Below are 14,095 nucleotides of genomic sequence, written 5' to 3'. Positions count from 1 at the left end.
GAGAGCATGTCGAAACTGTTCCGGCGCCTGGCCCTGGCCCTGGCCGTCACCGCCGCCGTCGCCGGCCCGGCCTTCGCCCAGGCCTTCGATGTCGTCGGCACCTATATCGTGCGCGGCAAGAACCCGGGCGAGGACGGCACCTATGGCGCCGAGGTCAAGGTCAGCCTGGTGGGCGAGGTCTACCAGCTGGAATGGAAGGCGGGGGGGCAGACGGCGGTGGGCGTCGGTCTCCGGCTGGGCGATACGCTGTCCGTCACCTGGCAGGACCAGGCGACCAAGGAAGCGGCGGTCGCCGCCTTCATCGTCATGCCCGACGGCAGCCTGAAGGGCCGCTGGGCGCCGGTCGGCTCGGAAGCCGCCGGTTCCGAGGATTGGATCCGGAAGCCCTGAGCCCCTAAATACCGTCAGCCCCTAAATACCGTCGATCCAGCCCGAGAGGGCGTGCCAGGAAACCGAGGTCATATAGGCGAGGAAGAGGATGGCGGCGATGCCGGCGACGATGCCGATCGCCGTCATCAGCCCGTCCTGCTCGATCAGGCCGAGGGCCAGGAACAAGATGGCGAAGGACAGCGGGATATTGGTGAAGGGGATCGGGCTGGCCAGCAGCAGGCCCAGTGCCGCGATGAGCACCGCCACCAGCCGTTCCTGCGCCGCGCCGGTCAGGGCCTGAAGCCGGGGCTTCAGCACTTTCTCGATCCGGTGGACGACCGGCAGGCCGCCCTTGACCACCCGGCGCAGGTCCTCGATGTCGAGGGACTTGGCCAGCACCCGCTTGGGCAGCCAGGGCCGGGGCAGGCCCGCCACCATCTGCAAGGCGATCAGCGCGATCGGAAAGCCGGCGATGGCGGAAAGCCCGGGCGGGGCGATCGGCAGGCAGGTGGGCAGGGCCAGCAGCAGGATCAGCAGTCCGAAGCCGCGCTCCGCCAGAAGATCGACGATCTCGCCGATGGTGATCCGTTCCCGCGGCCAGCCGAAGGCGAGGACCACCAGGGTCTCCGCCGCCGAAGGATCGCGAAACGGGCTTTGGGACTTCTGCTTGCGCGCCATGAGCCTCAGCCGTGGTCGAGGCGCCGGGGCAGGCGCCGTTCCCGGTGCACGGAAACCGACAGGATCAGGCCGACGCCGATCATCAGCGTCATGGTCGCCGAGCCGCCGTAGGAGACGAGGGGCAGCGGAATGCCCACCACCGGGATCAGGCCCATCACCATCGACAGGTTGATGAAGACATAGAGGAAGAGCTGGGTGCCGATCCCCAGCGCCACCAGCCGCCCGAATTGATGCCGGCAGCCGAGGCCGATGGCCAGCGCATAGCCGAAGACGCAGACATAGAGAAGGATCAGCAGAAGCCCGCCGATCATGCCGAATTCCTCGGCCAGCTGGGGGAAGATGAAATCGGTGTGAACTTCGGGGACGAAACGCAATTGGCTTTGCGTGCCAAGGAGATAGCCCTTGCCGAAGACCCCGCCGGAGCCGAGCGCGATCATCGATTGCAGGATGTTGTAGCCCGCCCCCAGCGGGTCCGCCTCGGGATCGAGGAAGGTCAGCACCCGGCGTTTCTGGTAGTCGTGGAGGAATTCCCAGGCGACCGGCAGGGCACTGAGGCCGGCGCCGATGACGATGGCGAATTTCCACAGCCGCACCCCGGCCAGGAAGAAGATGGCGCCCGAGCCGAGCATGAGCAGCGTCGCCGTGCCGAGGTTCGGCTGCTTCAGGACGAGCGCGACCGGCAGCAGGACCATGATCAGGGGAATGATCAGCACCGTGGGCCGGCCGATCTGTTCCGGCATCACGCCGTGGAAATAGCGCGCGAGCGCCAGGACCAGCGCCAGCTTCATGATTTCGGAGGGCTGGATCTGGAAGAAGCCGAGGTCGATCCAGCGCTGCGCGCCCATGCCGATCGAGCCCATGATCTCCACCCCGATCAGCCCGACCAGGGTGGCGCCGTAAAGCAGATAGGCATAGCGGGCATAGACCGAGATATCGATCACCGCGACCACCACCATGACCGCAAGGCCGATGATGAAGCGCACCAATTGCCGCCCGGCCCAGGGGTCCCATTTGCCGCCAGCGCTGGAATAGAGCATGGCGACGCCGATCGCCGCGATGGCGATGACCAGGAGCACGAGGCCCCAATTGATCGACAGCAGGCGCGACCCCAGTGAAGGACGGTCGCCGTCCCGGCTCGAATAGACGCTCAAGGCCAAGGTCCGATCTGGCGGCATGGACGGATCGCCCCGTTCTAGACCGGATCGCGCCGCAGTGCAAAGCGGATCGGGACCCTTACCGCTGTGCCGCCTCGAAGGCTGCGGCGGTGGCGAAAAGGGTGCAGCGCGGCCAGGCCGGGCTCTGCTCCGGCTTGCCGATGAAGGTGAGATGGACCACGGCGAGGCGCCCGTCGTCGAGGGCGAAGAGAATGTCGTCCTCGCCGTCCACCCGGCCGATGGCGGTGGCGCCGATGCCGTGCAGCGGATGGCCGGGCACGAGTTCGAGGCGTAATTCGCGGTCGAACAGGGCGCGGGCCGCACCGTCGGTCAGCGCGATCCACGGGTAGGCGAAGGCGATCGCGGGCAGGGGCAAGGAAGGGGGGCGAACCGGGGCCGCCGTGGCGGCGGGCCGGGTTCCGAGGCGGAGCAGGCTGGCGACGAGCCGCAGCAGCCGGATCAACGCCCGGCCTTGACCAGGGCGCCGATCAGGATCCAGGCCCAGCCGATCAGCATCAGCGTGCCGCCGACGGGGGCGACCATGCCGAGCGACAGGTCGGCCAGCGCGATCGCATAGAGCGCGCCGCCGAAGACGAAGGCGCCGGCGGCAAGCGCCAGGGCGGCGACGGCCGAAGTCCAGCCCCGGTCGGCGAGCCAGAGCGCGCCGAGGGCGGCGGCGGCATGAACCATCTGGTACTGGCTGGCGGTCTGGATCAGGTCGAGCTGATAGGCGGTCGCCGTCGCCTTCAGGCCGTGGGCGGCGAAGGCGCCGATGCCGACCGCGAGCAGGCCGTCGAGGGCGGCCAGGATCAGGGCGAGGCGAAAGAGAATATTCATCATGCCACCGTCACGGCGCCGGTGAAGGCATCGGCCAGAACCTGGGCGATCTGGGCCCGGCTCTTTTCCGAAGTCAGGAGCCTTTCATCGGCGGCATTGGAGAGGAAACCGGTTTCGATCAGCACCGCCGGCACGTCGGGCACCTTGAGCACGGCGAAATTGGCCGAGCGGCGGGGATTGTCCATCAGGCGCAGCTTGGCGCCCGCGGCCTTGACGATATGGGCCTTGCGGGCCAGCGCGGTGTTCAGGGAATGGCGCCGGGTCAGGTCGAACAGGATGGCGGCGACATCGGGATCGGAAACGCCGACGTCGAGGCCATGGACGAGGTCGACCGCATTCTCCCGGTCGGCGATGGCGGCGGCGAGCCCGTCCGACGCCTTTTCCGACAGCGTATAGGCGGAAAGGCCGCGCGCGTCCGGGTTCGGGGCCGAATCCGCATGGATCGAGACGAAGAAATCGGCCTTGGCGGTCTGGGCCAGGAAGGCCCGGTCCTTCAGGGGCACGAAGACATCCTTGCGCCGGGTCAGGATCACCTTGCAGCGGCCGCGCGATTCGATCCGGGTGGCGATCCGTTTCGCGAGGTCGAGGGTGATATCCTTCTCGAAGGCGCCGCTCGGCCCGATCGCGCCCGGATCGCGGCCGCCGTGGCCGGGATCGAGCATGATGACGGGCATGGTCTTGACCGGCCCGGCCGCGGCGCCGCGCGGTGGGGCGGGCTTGCGCGCAGGGGTCGGCAGGCTTTCCGCCAGCGCCTCCGCGGCGCCCGCGGAGAGCAGGAAAGGCAGGCCGAGGCCGAAGCGCAGAATGTCCCGACGATCGATGCTCATTTACCGATGCCCGTTGGCGCCGGGGCCCGCCAAAGGCGGAGGCCCACCGCAATAACCGACGCCGGCGCCCCTGGGGGAGCCGTACAGCACTGGCAGAATCTCACTCTTTTCCCTTCGAATCAAGTGCTTGTCGCCCATCACTCAGATTCCGATTAAAGGCGCCAGGGGAAACTGGGCGATTTTTCCGTGCCGCCGCTGCAGAAAAGCGCGGCCAGCGTCTTGACAGGCCCCGGGGCCGTGCCTAACTCTGCGGCGGCTGTTGGCACTCGCCAAATGGGAGTGCTAACAACGCGGCCCGATATTAAGGCCTTTGTCTACTCTAGAGGAGGTTTCCATGAGCTTTCGGCCGTTGCATGACCGGGTTCTGGTGAAGCGTATCGACGCTGAAGAAAAGACCAAGGGCGGGATCATCATCCCCGACACCGCCAAGGAAAAGCCGCAGGAAGGCGAGGTTGTCGCCGTCGGCTCCGGCGCCCGCAACGAGAAGGGCGAAGTCGTCGCCCTCGACGTGAAGGTGGGTGACCGCATCCTGTTCGGCAAGTGGTCCGGCACGGAAATCAAGCTGGACGGTCAGGACCTCCTGATCATGAAGGAATCCGACATTCTCGGCGTTCTCGCGGACACGGTGGCTCCGGCTGTCCCCGCGAAGAAGGGCAAGAAGGCCGCCTGAGCGGTCTCGCCATTCTCCCCGCCCTGAATAGCTTTTGAAGGAGCAAGCCGATGGCTGCCAAGGATATTCGTTTTAGCACCGACGCCCGTTCGCGCATGCTGCGCGGTGTCGAGCTTCTCGCCGACGCGGTGAAGGTCACCCTGGGCCCGAAGGGCCGCAATGTCGTGATCGAGAAGTCGTTCGGCGCGCCGCGCATCACCAAGGACGGTGTCTCGGTCGCCAAGGAAATCGAACTGGCCGATCGTTTCGAGAACATGGGCGCCCAGATGGTGCGCGAAGTGGCCTCGAAGACCAACGATCTCGCCGGTGACGGCACCACCACGGCGACCGTTCTCGCCGCCGCGATCGTCCGCGAAGGCGCCAAGGGCGTTGCCGCCGGCATGAACCCGATGGACCTGAAGCGCGGCATCGACATCGCGGTCGAAGCGGTCGTCGCCGAGGTGAAGAAGCAGTCGAAGAAGATCGCCGGCTCGGACGAGATCGCCCAGGTCGGCACCATCTCGGCCAATGGCGAGCGCGCCATCGGCGAGATGATCGCCAAGGCGATGGAAAAGGTCGGCAAGGAAGGCGTGATCACGGTTGAAGAGGCCAAGGGCCTGGAGACCGAGCTCGACGTCGTCGAAGGCATGCAGTTCGACCGCGGCTACCTGTCGCCCTACTTCGTGACCAACGCGGAGAAGATGACCGTCGAACTCGACAGCCCCTATATCCTCCTGCACGAGAAGAAGCTGTCGGGCCTCCAGGCCATGCTGCCGGTGCTCGAGTCGGTGGTGCAGTCGGGCCGTCCGCTGCTGATCATCGCGGAAGACGTCGAAGGCGAAGCGCTGGCCACCCTCGTGGTCAACAAGCTCCGCGGCGGCCTGAAGGTCGCGGCCGTGAAGGCGCCGGGCTTCGGCGACCGTCGCAAGGCCATGCTGGAAGACATCGCCATCCTGACCGGTGGCCAGGTGATCTCCGAAGACCTGGGCATCAAGCTCGAGAACGTCAACCTGAAGATGCTCGGCCAGGCCAAGAAGGTCGTCATCGACAAGGAAAACTCGACGATCGTCGACGGCCTCGGCAAGAAGGACCAGATCCAGGCCCGCGTCGGCCAGATCCGCGCCCAGATCGAAGAGACCTCGTCCGACTACGACCGTGAAAAGCTGCAGGAACGCCTGGCGAAGCTCGCCGGCGGCGTTGCGGTGATCAAGGTCGGCGGCTCGACCGAAGTCGAAGTGAAGGAACGCAAGGACCGCGTCGACGACGCCCTGCATGCCACCCGCGCTGCCGTCGAAGAAGGCATCGTCCCGGGCGGCGGCACGGCGCTGCTCTATGCCACCCGCGCGCTCGACAAGCTGAAGATCGAGCACGAAGACCAGAAGCACGGCGTCGACATCATCCGTCGCGCGCTCCAGGCCCCGGTCCGTCAGATCGCCGAGAACGCCGGCAAGGACGGCGCGGTCGTCGCCGGCAAGCTGCTTGAGAACAAGGACACCAAGCTCGGCTACGACGCCCAGAACGACGTCTACACCGACATGGTGAAGGCCGGCATCATCGACCCGACCAAGGTCGTCCGCTGCGCGCTCCAGGATGCGGCCTCGGTCGCCGGCCTGCTGATCACGACGGAAGCCATGATCGCCGAGAAGCCGGAGAAGAAGGCCCCGGCCATGCCGGGCGGCGACATGGGCGGCATGGGCGGCATGGATTTCTGATCCAGCCCTATCCAGCCTGTTCATTCGGGAACGGGGTCGGCGCAAGCCGGCCCCGTTTTCGTTTGGCCCGCGGTCCCGCCTGCAACCGGACGCCGGACGCGGTGTTATTGGCCATGGGGGCAAATGCCCGGATCGGAGTGAGATGGAATGACCATGGGTTCCTGGGGGCGGCTGTTGGGCTGGGTGCCGCTTGCGCTCACCCTCGTCGGCTGCGTCGCCTATGAGGACGGTTACGACGGCTATGGCAACGGCGGCTATGGTTCGCCGCCGCCCTATTACGGCCAGGGCGGGCGGCCCAATGACTATCAGCGCGACTATGAACGCCAGCGCCGCGAGCAGGAGCGCCAGCAGCAGCAATACGAACGGGACCGCCAGCGCCAGTACGAACGCGAGCGGCAGGAACAATACGAACGCGGCCGCCAGCGCGACGAGGATCGGCAGCGCCGCGAACAATACGAGCGCGAACGCCGCGACCAGGAGCGCCGGCAGCAGTACGAGCGCGAACGCCGCGACCAGGAGCGCCAGCAGCAATACGAACGCGAACGCCGCGACCAGGAGCGCCGGCAGCAATACGAGCGCGAGCGCCGCGACCAGGACCGCCAGCAGCAATACGAGCGCGAGCGCCGTGACCAGGAGCGCCAGCAGCGCGAGCGCGAACGCAACGACCAGGACCGCCAGCAGCGCGAACGCGAGCGCCATGACCAGGAGCGCCGCCAGCAATACGAACGCGAGCGCCAAGACCAGGACCGCCGGCAGCAGTACGAGCGCGAACGCCGCGAACGGGAGCGCGGGCAGCAGTCCGAAAACGACCGCCGCCAGCGCGATCAGCAGGAGCGTCAGCGGGACATCGAACGGGAGCGCCAGCAGCGCGAGGAAGAGCGCCGCCGCCGCGATGGCCAATAGGCCCTGATCCGCTTGCCGGCGGCTTGGTCCTATAGTAACGCGTAAGAAACTCCAAAGACCCGTGCCCACCTGCTTTCCGCGGTGGGCGCGGGGTTTTCCTGTGCGTTTCATGGTATGGCAAGGTTTATTTTTGGTTAACGCCGAAACAATTGCCCGGAGTCGATCATTCCTTTACCGGAAGGCGGTGCATGACCGCCGCAAGGCAAGGAGCGCGACATGATCGGATTCGGCTGGTTGAAGAAAGCCGCGGGCGTCGCCCTGCTGGTCGCGGGCGCCGGCGTTCTGGGCGGCTGCGTCGTCTATGACGGACCCTATGACCATGGTGGCCGCCGCTACCATCGGGGCTATGAGGGGGATTACCGCCAGGGGCCCCATCACCACGGCGGCCCGCAGCGCCCGCCGCGCCATGATCGCGGCGGCTATTATCACGGCCGGTAAAGGTCGGCTTCAGCCCTTCTTGCCGTTCTTCTCGGCGCGGGGGGCCCAGGCCGGGTGCGGGCGCCGCGTCCCGGGATCATGGGTGGCCTGCCAATTGTCGAGATCGATGCGCGCGAGGTCGAACAGGTAGCGCGTGGTGGCATAGGCATCGCCGCCCATGCGCCCGACCGCGTCGAGCCCATGGGGATCGACATGGCCGCGGCCGTTCAGCAGGCAGGTGTCGACATGGACCGCCACCACTTCGCCCAGGAAGATGCTGTTGCCCGTGGGCAGGGCGAGGTCCTGGTAGAGCCGGCATTCGAGGGCGGCCCGCGCCTCCTGGATGCGCGGTGTCGCGATGCGCAGGCCGGGGGCGGCGGTCAGCCCCGCCTCGGCCAATTCGCTGATGCCGGGCGGGAAGGGGGTGGCGGTGACGGTCATCGCCTCGACCAGCACGTTCGAGACGATGTTGACGGTGAATTCGCCCCGTTCGCGGATATTGCGGGCGGTGTCCTTGGGGCTGCCGTCCGGGCGCCGGCCGATGCCGAGACCGACGATCGGCGGCTCCGAAGCCAGCATGTTGAAGAAGCTGAAGGGGGCGGCATTGACCCCGCCCGCGGCGTCGAGGCTGGTCACCCAGGCGATGGGGCGGGGCACCACCATGCCGATGAGAAGGCGGTACTGCTCGCGGCCGGAAAGATCCGCGAAGTCGAAACTGGTGGTGGTCACAGGCCCTATGCTCCCGGCGACGGCTGCGCGAGGGGGCGATTATAGGCGTTCGGCCGGGCCGGCGCGATCATCCTGCGAAAATATGTGCGGGCAGGAAGGGGGGCTGCCGGCGTCAGGCATTCAGGTCGTCCCGCCGGCTGCCCGGAATCTCCAGGATCAGGTCCGGGCCATAGACCCCGGCGGGCGTGCCGAAGCCTGGCCGGACAGCCCCCGCCGCCGCCTTGCCGGCGATGAGCAGGGCGGTTTCGACCGTCAGGGCATAGGGTTCGATGACCTCGAGCCGGCTGCGCAGCAGCCTGCCGTCCGCATCCTCCACCTCGGCCAGCAGCAGGGCGCGGGCGGTCTTGCGGTGCTCGGCGCCGGGGCCCGCGGGCATGCGGTCCACCGCCTTCTTCAGCAGGGCCTGGAGCGGGGCGGTGCCCATGAGTTTCCGCACGAAGCGCGGCAGGCCCATGATCCGGGCAAGCTCGGGCGTCGTCTCGAAATAGACGTCGATGTCCGGAATGCCGGTGGTGTGATAGGCGGTCGAGACGTCGCCCCAGGATACGCCGATGCCGTCGACCGGGCCCTTGCCGAAGTCGAAGCGCCGGCGCGGCACGGTGTCGACCTCGGTCAGCCGGCCGCCGCGGCGCACCGCCGTGCCCTTGGCCACCGATTCGATCGAGGTCTTGGCGGTGCCGCGCGACATGGCGTTCAGCCCGCTCATGGCCAGGGTCAGGCGCGTCGCCCCGGGCAGGCGGCGGGCGGCATGGGCGGCCAGGCAATCGGACGGCACCACGTCGAAGCCGACCCCCGGCATCAGCATGATCCCGGCCGCCGCCGCCTTGGCGCCCATGGCCGCGCAATGCTCGAAGACCGCGATCTCGCCCGTGATGTCGAGGTAATGCACCCGGTTGCGGAGGCAGGCCTCGACCATGGGCCGGCTGGTGGCGGAAAACGGCCCGGCGACATGGAGGACGACCGCCACGCCGGCCAGCAGGCGGTCGAGGCCGGCCGCATCGTCCAGCGCCGCGGCGCCATGGGGCAGGCCGAGGGGCGCCGCCACCTTGGCGACCGACGCGGCATCGCGCCCGGCGAGCACGATATCCAGCCCGCGCCCGGCGGCCTGTTCGGCGATCAGGCGGCCGGTATAGCCGGTGGCGCCGTAAAGCAGGATGCGGCCGGTCATTGTTCTCTCCCCCTGATTTTGGTCGGGCGACAAATATCATGTTTGGGCCCCGCCCGCACGACAGTTGCGCTCCCGCCCGTGGGCGTCGACAATCCGGCCGCGGCCTGGGGGCCGAGGGGAACAGGTGAGACGGCATGATCGACGTTGACGGCCTGAGTTTCGAATATCCGGCCAAACGGGCCCTGGACGGGGTCGGCTTCCATATCGGGCCCGGCACGGTGACCGCCCTGGTCGGGCCGAACGGCGCCGGCAAGACCACGCTGCTGCGCTGCCTCGCCACGCTCGAACTGCCCTACGCCGGGCGGGTGCTGCTGGGTGGCATCGACACCGCGGAGGAGCCGCGCCGGGCCCGCCGGCTGCTCGGCTTTCTCGACGAATTCTTCGGCCTCTACGACGAATTGACCGTCCTGCAATGCCTGCAATATTGGGCCGGCGCCCACGGCCTCGAAGGCGACGTGACGGTGGCGGCCCGGGATGCGGCGGCGCGCCTCGGCCTGGCCGACCGGCTGGAGGAGCGGGCGGGCAGCCTCTCGCGCGGGTTGCGCCAGCGTCTCGCCATCGCCCAGGTGATCATTCACAAGCCCCGTATCCTGCTGATGGACGAGCCGGCCTCCGGCCTCGATCCGGAGGCGCGGGCGGGCCTGGCCGACCTGATCCGCAGCTTGCAGGCGGACGGCATGACCATCGTCGTCTCGTCCCACATCCTGGTCGAACTGGCCGATTATTCGACCCATATGCTGATCGTCGACAAGGGCCGGGTGATCGACCACAGCCCGATCGGCGGCGCGGAGCGGGGGGCGGCCCGGCTGGCCCGGCGCCTGCGCCTGGTGCTGGCCCGGCCGGTCGCGGCGGCGGCGCTCGCGGGGCTTTCCGTCGGCCCCCTCGACCTCGACGGGGAGGGCGCCGCGGTCTTCGATTTCGCCGGCAGCCTGGACGATCAGGCGGCGCTGCTGCGCGACCTCGTCGCCCGCGGCCTTCCGGTCGCCGCCCTGGCCGAAGACCACACCAGCCTCCAGGACCAATATATCGAGAAACTGAAGGCGTCCCGGCCATGACGTTCAGCAATCCCGAATTCCGCCGCAACCTGCTGCTGGAACTCTCGACCCAGCGCCTGATCATCATGCCCCTGGTGCTGCTGCCCCTGTTCCTGCTGGGCTGGACCTGGGGCGAGGCGGTGGGGGCGGCCTCGGTGGCGCAGACCGCGGGCTGGGCGCTGCTGGTCTTCTGGGGCACGCGGCTCGCGGTCGACAGCCTGTCGGCCGAGGTCCAGGCCAAGACCTGGGACGGCCAGCGTCTCTCCGGGATCGGGCCGGTGACCATGACGGTGGGCAAGCTCTTCGGCGGTACCATCTATGCCTGGTACGGCGGCGTCATGTGCCTCGCGGTCTCGGCGCTGGCCGGCGGGCTGGACGGCGACCGGCTGGCCGCCCTGCGCCTGCTGATCACCGGCTTCTTCGCCCAGGCGGTGGCCTTCTGGTTCGGCATGATCCAATTGCGCCTGCGCCCCGGCTCCATGCGCTTCCAGGTCACCTTCGCCCAGATCGTCGGCATCCTGGTCTCCGCCCAGGCCGCCCCCCTGCTCGGGTTCGTGGACTTCACGGTCGATTGGTACGGGATCGGCTTCGATGCCTATGGCTTCGTGCTGTTCTCGACCATCCTGTTCACCCTGTGGGCCTGGGTGGCCTGCTGGCGGCTGATGCGGGCCGATCTCCGCTATCAGTCCTATCCGTTCGTCTGGCTCGCCTTCCTGGCCTTCCTGGTGATCTACTTCGGCGGCGTCACCGAGACGATCTTCGGCAATTTCGAGAATGCGGGCACCAATATGATGCGCGGTGCCATCGCCTTTCACGTCCTCGTCTTCGTCACCTGGTTCGCTGCCCTGGTCGAGCCGAAGAACATCGTGCGCCTGCGCCAGGTCGGCTATCGCTGGCGCCAGCGCGACTGGCGCCGGGCGCTGACCGAAGTGCCGCCCTTCGTCGTCGGCCTGCCGGTCGTGCTTTCGGTCGGCATCGCCACGGCGCTGACCCGGCCCGATCACCTGCCGCTCGGGGCGCAGCTCCTGTCGCTGTTCCTGTTCCTGCTGCGCGACATCCTGCTCGTCTATTTCGTCGTGCTCGGGCCGAATGCCCGGCGCGGGCACGGGGCGGCGCTGATCTTCCTCCTGGTCCTCTATCTCCTGGCGCCGGCCCTGATCGCCGATACCGGGGCGGCCCGCCTGATGCCCTTCTTCATCCCCGCGGGCGGGGTCGATCCGGTGGTGGGGCTGATCGGGCCGGCGGTGCAGGTGATCGGCTTCGGCATTCTCTTCGCCAGCCGTTTCCGGGACCGGCCGTGACCGCGCCCTGGCGCAACTGGTCGGGCTTGCAGGCGGCGCAGCCGGCGCTGCGCTTCGCTCCCCGGGAAGAAAGCGGCATCGTCGCCGCCGTGCGCGAGGCCGGCAACCGCGGCCTGAGCCTGCGGGCGGTCGGCGCCGGCCATTCCTTCACGCCGCTGTGCGTGACCGGCGGTGCCCAGATCCATCTCGGCGGCCATGCCGGGCTGGTCGCGGTCGAGGGGCGGCAGGCCACGGTCAGGGCCGGCACCACCATCCGCGCCCTCGGCCCCTTGCTGCGGGAACGGGGGCTCAACCTTGCCAACCAGGGCGACATCGACGCCCAGGCGATCGCCGGCGCGGTCGGCACCGGCACCCATGGCACCGGGGTGGCGCGCGGCTGCCTGTCGTCCCAGGTGGCGGCGCTTCGCCTCGTCACCGCGAGCGGCGAGATCGTCGAGTGCAGCGCCGACCGGGAACCGGATGTGTTCCAGGCGGCGCGGGTGGCGCTCGGCACCGTCGGCATCCTCTCGACCCTGACGCTCGACTGCCTGCCGGCCTATCGATTGCGCGAGACCCGGCGCATCGCCGATCTCGACGACGTCATCGCCGGCTTTGAGGCCGAGGCGGCGGACCACACCCATGCGGAATTCTTCTGGTTTCCGCTGGCCGAGCGGGCGGTGGTGAAGCGGCTGGACGCGACCACCGAAGCGCCCAGCGGCGGGCGCCGCTTCCGCGACTGGAAGGAGATGGTGCTCGAGAACGGCGCGCTGTTCCTGTTCGGGCGGGCGTCGCGCCTTCTGCCGGCCCTGGCGGCGCCGCTGGCCCGGCTGTCGACGGCGGCCGGCGGGGGCGGGGGCTATGCCGATCACGCCGAGCTTGTCTTTCCCTCGCCCCGCCTGGTCCGTTTCAACGAGATGGAATATGCCGTGCCGGCCGACCGGGGGCCCGACTGCATCGCCGAGATCCGCGCCTGGTTCCGCCGCACCGGCACCAGGGTCTATTTCCCCATCGAATACCGGCGGGTGGCGGCGGACGATATCTGGCTCAGCCCGTTCCAGGGCCGGGACAGCGCGACCATCGCCGTCCACCGCCTGGCGGGGGAGGATTTCGCGCCCTATTTCGCCGCCATGGAGGCGATCTTCGCCAATCACCGCGGCCGGCCCCATTGGGGCAAGCTGCACGGCCTGAAGGCCCGCCAACTTGCCGATCTCTATCCCGACTGGGGCCGGTTCCACGACCTCCGCCGGCGCCTGGACCCGGCGGGCCTGTTCCTGAACGAATACCTGCGCGGCCTGTTCGAGGCTTGAGCGGCGCCGAATCGCCTGCCGCCCGGGCCCGGCGATCGGCTATGCTGCCGCCCCGATCTTGCATGGGATGGAGTGCCGACATGTCCCGCCGCGACAGTCTTTCGGCGGTCGAGCGCCGCATACGCCGCATCGCCGTGCGCTACGGCCTCAACCTGCTGAAGCCGCAGAAGCCCGATCCCCAGGTGCTGCGCCACGGCGGCTATATGCTGCGCGACGAGGAAACGGCGAAGATCGTCTTCGGCGACAAGGAATACCGCTTCTCCGCCAGCATCGACGAGATCGAAGCCTATCTCGAACGGCTGGGCGCGGAGGAATAGGGCCGCCCGAATTAACCCTCCAGCCGCGAGCGCCAGTCCTCGACCGCGCCGGCGGCCAGGCGCTTCTCGGCATAATGCCGCCAGCCCGCGGGCAGCAGGGGTTCCGCGGCCATGGCCGCCAGCTCGTCCCGGTCGAGGACGTCGACATAGAGAATGCGCCAGAGCCGGGTCAGCGACCAGGCGGGTGCCCGGCGGTCGAGCAGGGCCAGGGCATCGCCCGGCGCGACCATGCCGTCCTCGATCACCCGGTAATACCAGCCGGTGCGCCCGCTCGCCTGGACCCGGCGGGCCATGTCGGCGACGCCGAAGCGGAGGTTCAGCTTCCAGCACGGCTGCCGCCCTTGGGAGACTTCGAGCACGGCGCCGCCCAGGCGGAAGACGTCGCCGACCGCGACCCCGGCCTCGGTCAGCCCGAGGCTGGACAGGTTTTCACCGAAGGCGCCGGCCCGGCCCAGGCGGGGCAGGGGGCCGAGGTCGGCGGCCCAGGCGGCATAATGATCGAACGGATAGTGATGCACGGCCTTGTCCGGCCCGCCGTGGTGGCGGAGATCGCCCTGGGCATCGCCGGCGAAGCCGGTCCGGGTCAGCCGGCGGGGGCCGTCCACCGGCTGCTTGTCGATCCCGCTCGGCACCGCGCGGGGGCCGAGGGGGGCGAGGCGGCCGGTCAGCAGGTGGGTGATCGCAACGGTCATGGCGCCATCATGGGGAAGGGGG

The 14,095-nt window shown here is 68.7% G+C and carries 17 protein-coding genes; 9 read left to right on the top strand and 8 right to left on the bottom strand.

Annotated features, from left to right (window positions below; genetic code table 11):
- The first annotated feature begins 6 nt into the window (after window positions 1–6).
- Window positions 7–390, top strand: coding sequence for a hypothetical protein (locus DKG75_RS05450; protein ID WP_109920019.1), 384 nt, complete (start codon window positions 7–9; stop codon window positions 388–390).
- Between the two features lie 21 nt (window positions 391–411).
- Here the strand turns inward: DKG75_RS05450 and DKG75_RS05445 are convergent, their stop codons facing one another.
- The 5 genes from DKG75_RS05445 to DKG75_RS05425 form a co-directional block, all read right to left on the bottom strand.
- Complete coding sequence (locus DKG75_RS05445) at window positions 412–1,047, bottom strand: exopolysaccharide biosynthesis protein (protein WP_109920018.1); 636 nt, start codon at window positions 1,045–1,047, stop codon at window positions 412–414.
- Between the two features lie 5 nt (window positions 1,048–1,052).
- Complete coding sequence (rodA, locus tag DKG75_RS05440) at window positions 1,053–2,198, bottom strand: rod shape-determining protein RodA (protein WP_243746447.1); 1,146 nt, start codon at window positions 2,196–2,198, stop codon at window positions 1,053–1,055.
- Between the two features lie 82 nt (window positions 2,199–2,280).
- Window positions 2,281–2,664, bottom strand: a complete 384-nt coding sequence (locus DKG75_RS05435; protein ID WP_109920016.1) for a hypothetical protein — start codon at window positions 2,662–2,664, stop codon at window positions 2,281–2,283.
- Window positions 2,661–3,041: a DUF423 domain-containing protein gene (locus tag DKG75_RS05430; RefSeq protein ID WP_208111948.1), complete on the bottom strand. Its 381-nt coding sequence runs from the start codon at window positions 3,039–3,041 to the stop codon at window positions 2,661–2,663. The genes DKG75_RS05435 and DKG75_RS05430 overlap by 4 nt, the downstream gene beginning before the upstream one ends.
- Window positions 3,038–3,865 carry an N-acetylmuramoyl-L-alanine amidase family protein gene (locus DKG75_RS05425; protein WP_243746446.1) on the bottom strand — a complete coding sequence of 276 codons (828 nt, stop codon included), beginning with the start codon at window positions 3,863–3,865 and terminating at the stop codon, window positions 3,038–3,040. The genes DKG75_RS05430 and DKG75_RS05425 overlap by 4 nt, the downstream gene beginning before the upstream one ends.
- A gap of 334 nt (window positions 3,866–4,199) precedes the next feature.
- On the opposite strand from DKG75_RS05425, the gene groES reads away from it, so the two are divergent.
- The 4 genes from groES (at window position 4,200) to DKG75_RS05405 (ending at window position 7,567) form a co-directional block, all read left to right on the top strand.
- Window positions 4,200–4,535, top strand: a complete 336-nt coding sequence (gene groES, locus DKG75_RS05420) for a co-chaperone GroES (protein ID WP_109920014.1) — start codon at window positions 4,200–4,202, stop codon at window positions 4,533–4,535.
- Window positions 4,536–4,585: 50 nt separating this feature from the next.
- Window positions 4,586–6,226 carry a chaperonin GroEL gene (groL, locus tag DKG75_RS05415; protein ID WP_109920013.1) on the top strand — a complete coding sequence of 547 codons (1,641 nt, stop codon included), beginning with the start codon at window positions 4,586–4,588 and terminating at the stop codon, window positions 6,224–6,226.
- Between the two features lie 147 nt (window positions 6,227–6,373).
- Window positions 6,374–7,129, top strand: a complete 756-nt coding sequence (locus DKG75_RS05410; protein WP_109920012.1) for a hypothetical protein — start codon at window positions 6,374–6,376, stop codon at window positions 7,127–7,129.
- A 216-nt stretch (window positions 7,130–7,345) separates the two neighbouring features.
- Window positions 7,346–7,567: a hypothetical protein gene (locus DKG75_RS05405; protein WP_109920011.1), complete on the top strand. Its 222-nt coding sequence runs from the start codon at window positions 7,346–7,348 to the stop codon at window positions 7,565–7,567.
- Between the two features lie 9 nt (window positions 7,568–7,576).
- Here the strand turns inward: DKG75_RS05405 and DKG75_RS05400 are convergent, their stop codons facing one another.
- Window positions 7,577–8,275 (bottom strand): flavin reductase family protein, encoded by a 699-nt coding sequence (locus DKG75_RS05400; RefSeq protein WP_243746445.1) that lies wholly within the window; start codon window positions 8,273–8,275, stop codon window positions 7,577–7,579.
- A gap of 112 nt (window positions 8,276–8,387) precedes the next feature.
- Window positions 8,388–9,443, bottom strand: coding sequence for a saccharopine dehydrogenase family protein (locus DKG75_RS05395; protein WP_109920010.1), 1,056 nt, complete (start codon window positions 9,441–9,443; stop codon window positions 8,388–8,390).
- 134 nt (window positions 9,444–9,577) lie between these two features.
- Here DKG75_RS05395 and DKG75_RS05390 point away from each other — a divergent pair, with 134 nt between their 5' ends.
- The 4 genes from DKG75_RS05390 to DKG75_RS05380 all read left to right on the top strand — a co-directional run bounded on the left by DKG75_RS05390 (window position 9,578) and on the right by DKG75_RS05380 (window position 13,381).
- Complete coding sequence (locus tag DKG75_RS05390) at window positions 9,578–10,498, top strand: ABC transporter ATP-binding protein (RefSeq protein WP_109920009.1); 921 nt, start codon at window positions 9,578–9,580, stop codon at window positions 10,496–10,498.
- Window positions 10,495–11,778: a hypothetical protein gene (locus DKG75_RS22925; RefSeq protein ID WP_166646350.1), complete on the top strand. Its 1,284-nt coding sequence runs from the start codon at window positions 10,495–10,497 to the stop codon at window positions 11,776–11,778. The genes DKG75_RS05390 and DKG75_RS22925 overlap by 4 nt, the downstream gene beginning before the upstream one ends.
- Window positions 11,775–13,064, top strand: coding sequence for a D-arabinono-1,4-lactone oxidase (locus DKG75_RS22920; protein ID WP_166646349.1), 1,290 nt, complete (start codon window positions 11,775–11,777; stop codon window positions 13,062–13,064). The genes DKG75_RS22925 and DKG75_RS22920 overlap by 4 nt, the downstream gene beginning before the upstream one ends.
- Window positions 13,065–13,144: 80 nt before the next feature.
- The gene (locus DKG75_RS05380) at window positions 13,145–13,381 is read left to right on the top strand and encodes a hypothetical protein (protein ID WP_109920008.1); all 237 of its coding nucleotides are present in this window, start codon (window positions 13,145–13,147) and stop codon (window positions 13,379–13,381) included.
- 11 nt (window positions 13,382–13,392) lie between these two features.
- Here the strand turns inward: DKG75_RS05380 and DKG75_RS05375 are convergent, their stop codons facing one another.
- Window positions 13,393–14,073, bottom strand: a complete 681-nt coding sequence (locus DKG75_RS05375; protein WP_109920007.1) for an MOSC domain-containing protein — start codon at window positions 14,071–14,073, stop codon at window positions 13,393–13,395.
- Window positions 14,074–14,095 lie beyond the last annotated feature (22 nt).

The sequence above is a fragment of the Zavarzinia compransoris genome (assembly GCF_003173055.1).
Taxonomy (GTDB): Bacteria; Pseudomonadota; Alphaproteobacteria; order Zavarziniales; family Zavarziniaceae; genus Zavarzinia; species Zavarzinia compransoris.
Note: the sequence above shows the minus strand (reverse complement) of the source record. Positions and strands in the feature narration are given on the sequence as shown.

What these genes read in the sequence shown, in the direction of transcription:
- DKG75_RS05450 (WP_109920019.1), top strand. Translation starts at nt 7, where the DNA reads ATGTCGAAACTGTTCCGGCGCCTGGCCCTGGCCCTGGCCGTCACCGCC.
- DKG75_RS05445 (WP_109920018.1), bottom strand. Translation starts at nt 1,047, where the DNA reads ATGGCGCGCAAGCAGAAGTCCCAAAGCCCGTTTCGCGATCCTTCGGCG.
- DKG75_RS05430 (WP_208111948.1), bottom strand. Translation starts at nt 3,041, where the DNA reads ATGATGAATATTCTCTTTCGCCTCGCCCTGATCCTGGCCGCCCTCGAC.
- DKG75_RS05425 (WP_243746446.1), bottom strand. Translation starts at nt 3,865, where the DNA reads ATGAGCATCGATCGTCGGGACATTCTGCGCTTCGGCCTCGGCCTGCCT.
- groES (WP_109920014.1), top strand. Translation starts at nt 4,200, where the DNA reads ATGAGCTTTCGGCCGTTGCATGACCGGGTTCTGGTGAAGCGTATCGAC.
- groL (WP_109920013.1), top strand. Translation starts at nt 4,586, where the DNA reads ATGGCTGCCAAGGATATTCGTTTTAGCACCGACGCCCGTTCGCGCATG.
- DKG75_RS05410 (WP_109920012.1), top strand. Translation starts at nt 6,374, where the DNA reads ATGACCATGGGTTCCTGGGGGCGGCTGTTGGGCTGGGTGCCGCTTGCG.
- DKG75_RS05405 (WP_109920011.1), top strand. Translation starts at nt 7,346, where the DNA reads ATGATCGGATTCGGCTGGTTGAAGAAAGCCGCGGGCGTCGCCCTGCTG.
- DKG75_RS05395 (WP_109920010.1), bottom strand. Translation starts at nt 9,443, where the DNA reads ATGACCGGCCGCATCCTGCTTTACGGCGCCACCGGCTATACCGGCCGC.
- DKG75_RS05390 (WP_109920009.1), top strand. Translation starts at nt 9,578, where the DNA reads ATGATCGACGTTGACGGCCTGAGTTTCGAATATCCGGCCAAACGGGCC.
- DKG75_RS22925 (WP_166646350.1), top strand. Translation starts at nt 10,495, where the DNA reads ATGACGTTCAGCAATCCCGAATTCCGCCGCAACCTGCTGCTGGAACTC.
- DKG75_RS05380 (WP_109920008.1), top strand. Translation starts at nt 13,145, where the DNA reads ATGTCCCGCCGCGACAGTCTTTCGGCGGTCGAGCGCCGCATACGCCGC.
- DKG75_RS05375 (WP_109920007.1), bottom strand. Translation starts at nt 14,073, where the DNA reads ATGACCGTTGCGATCACCCACCTGCTGACCGGCCGCCTCGCCCCCCTC.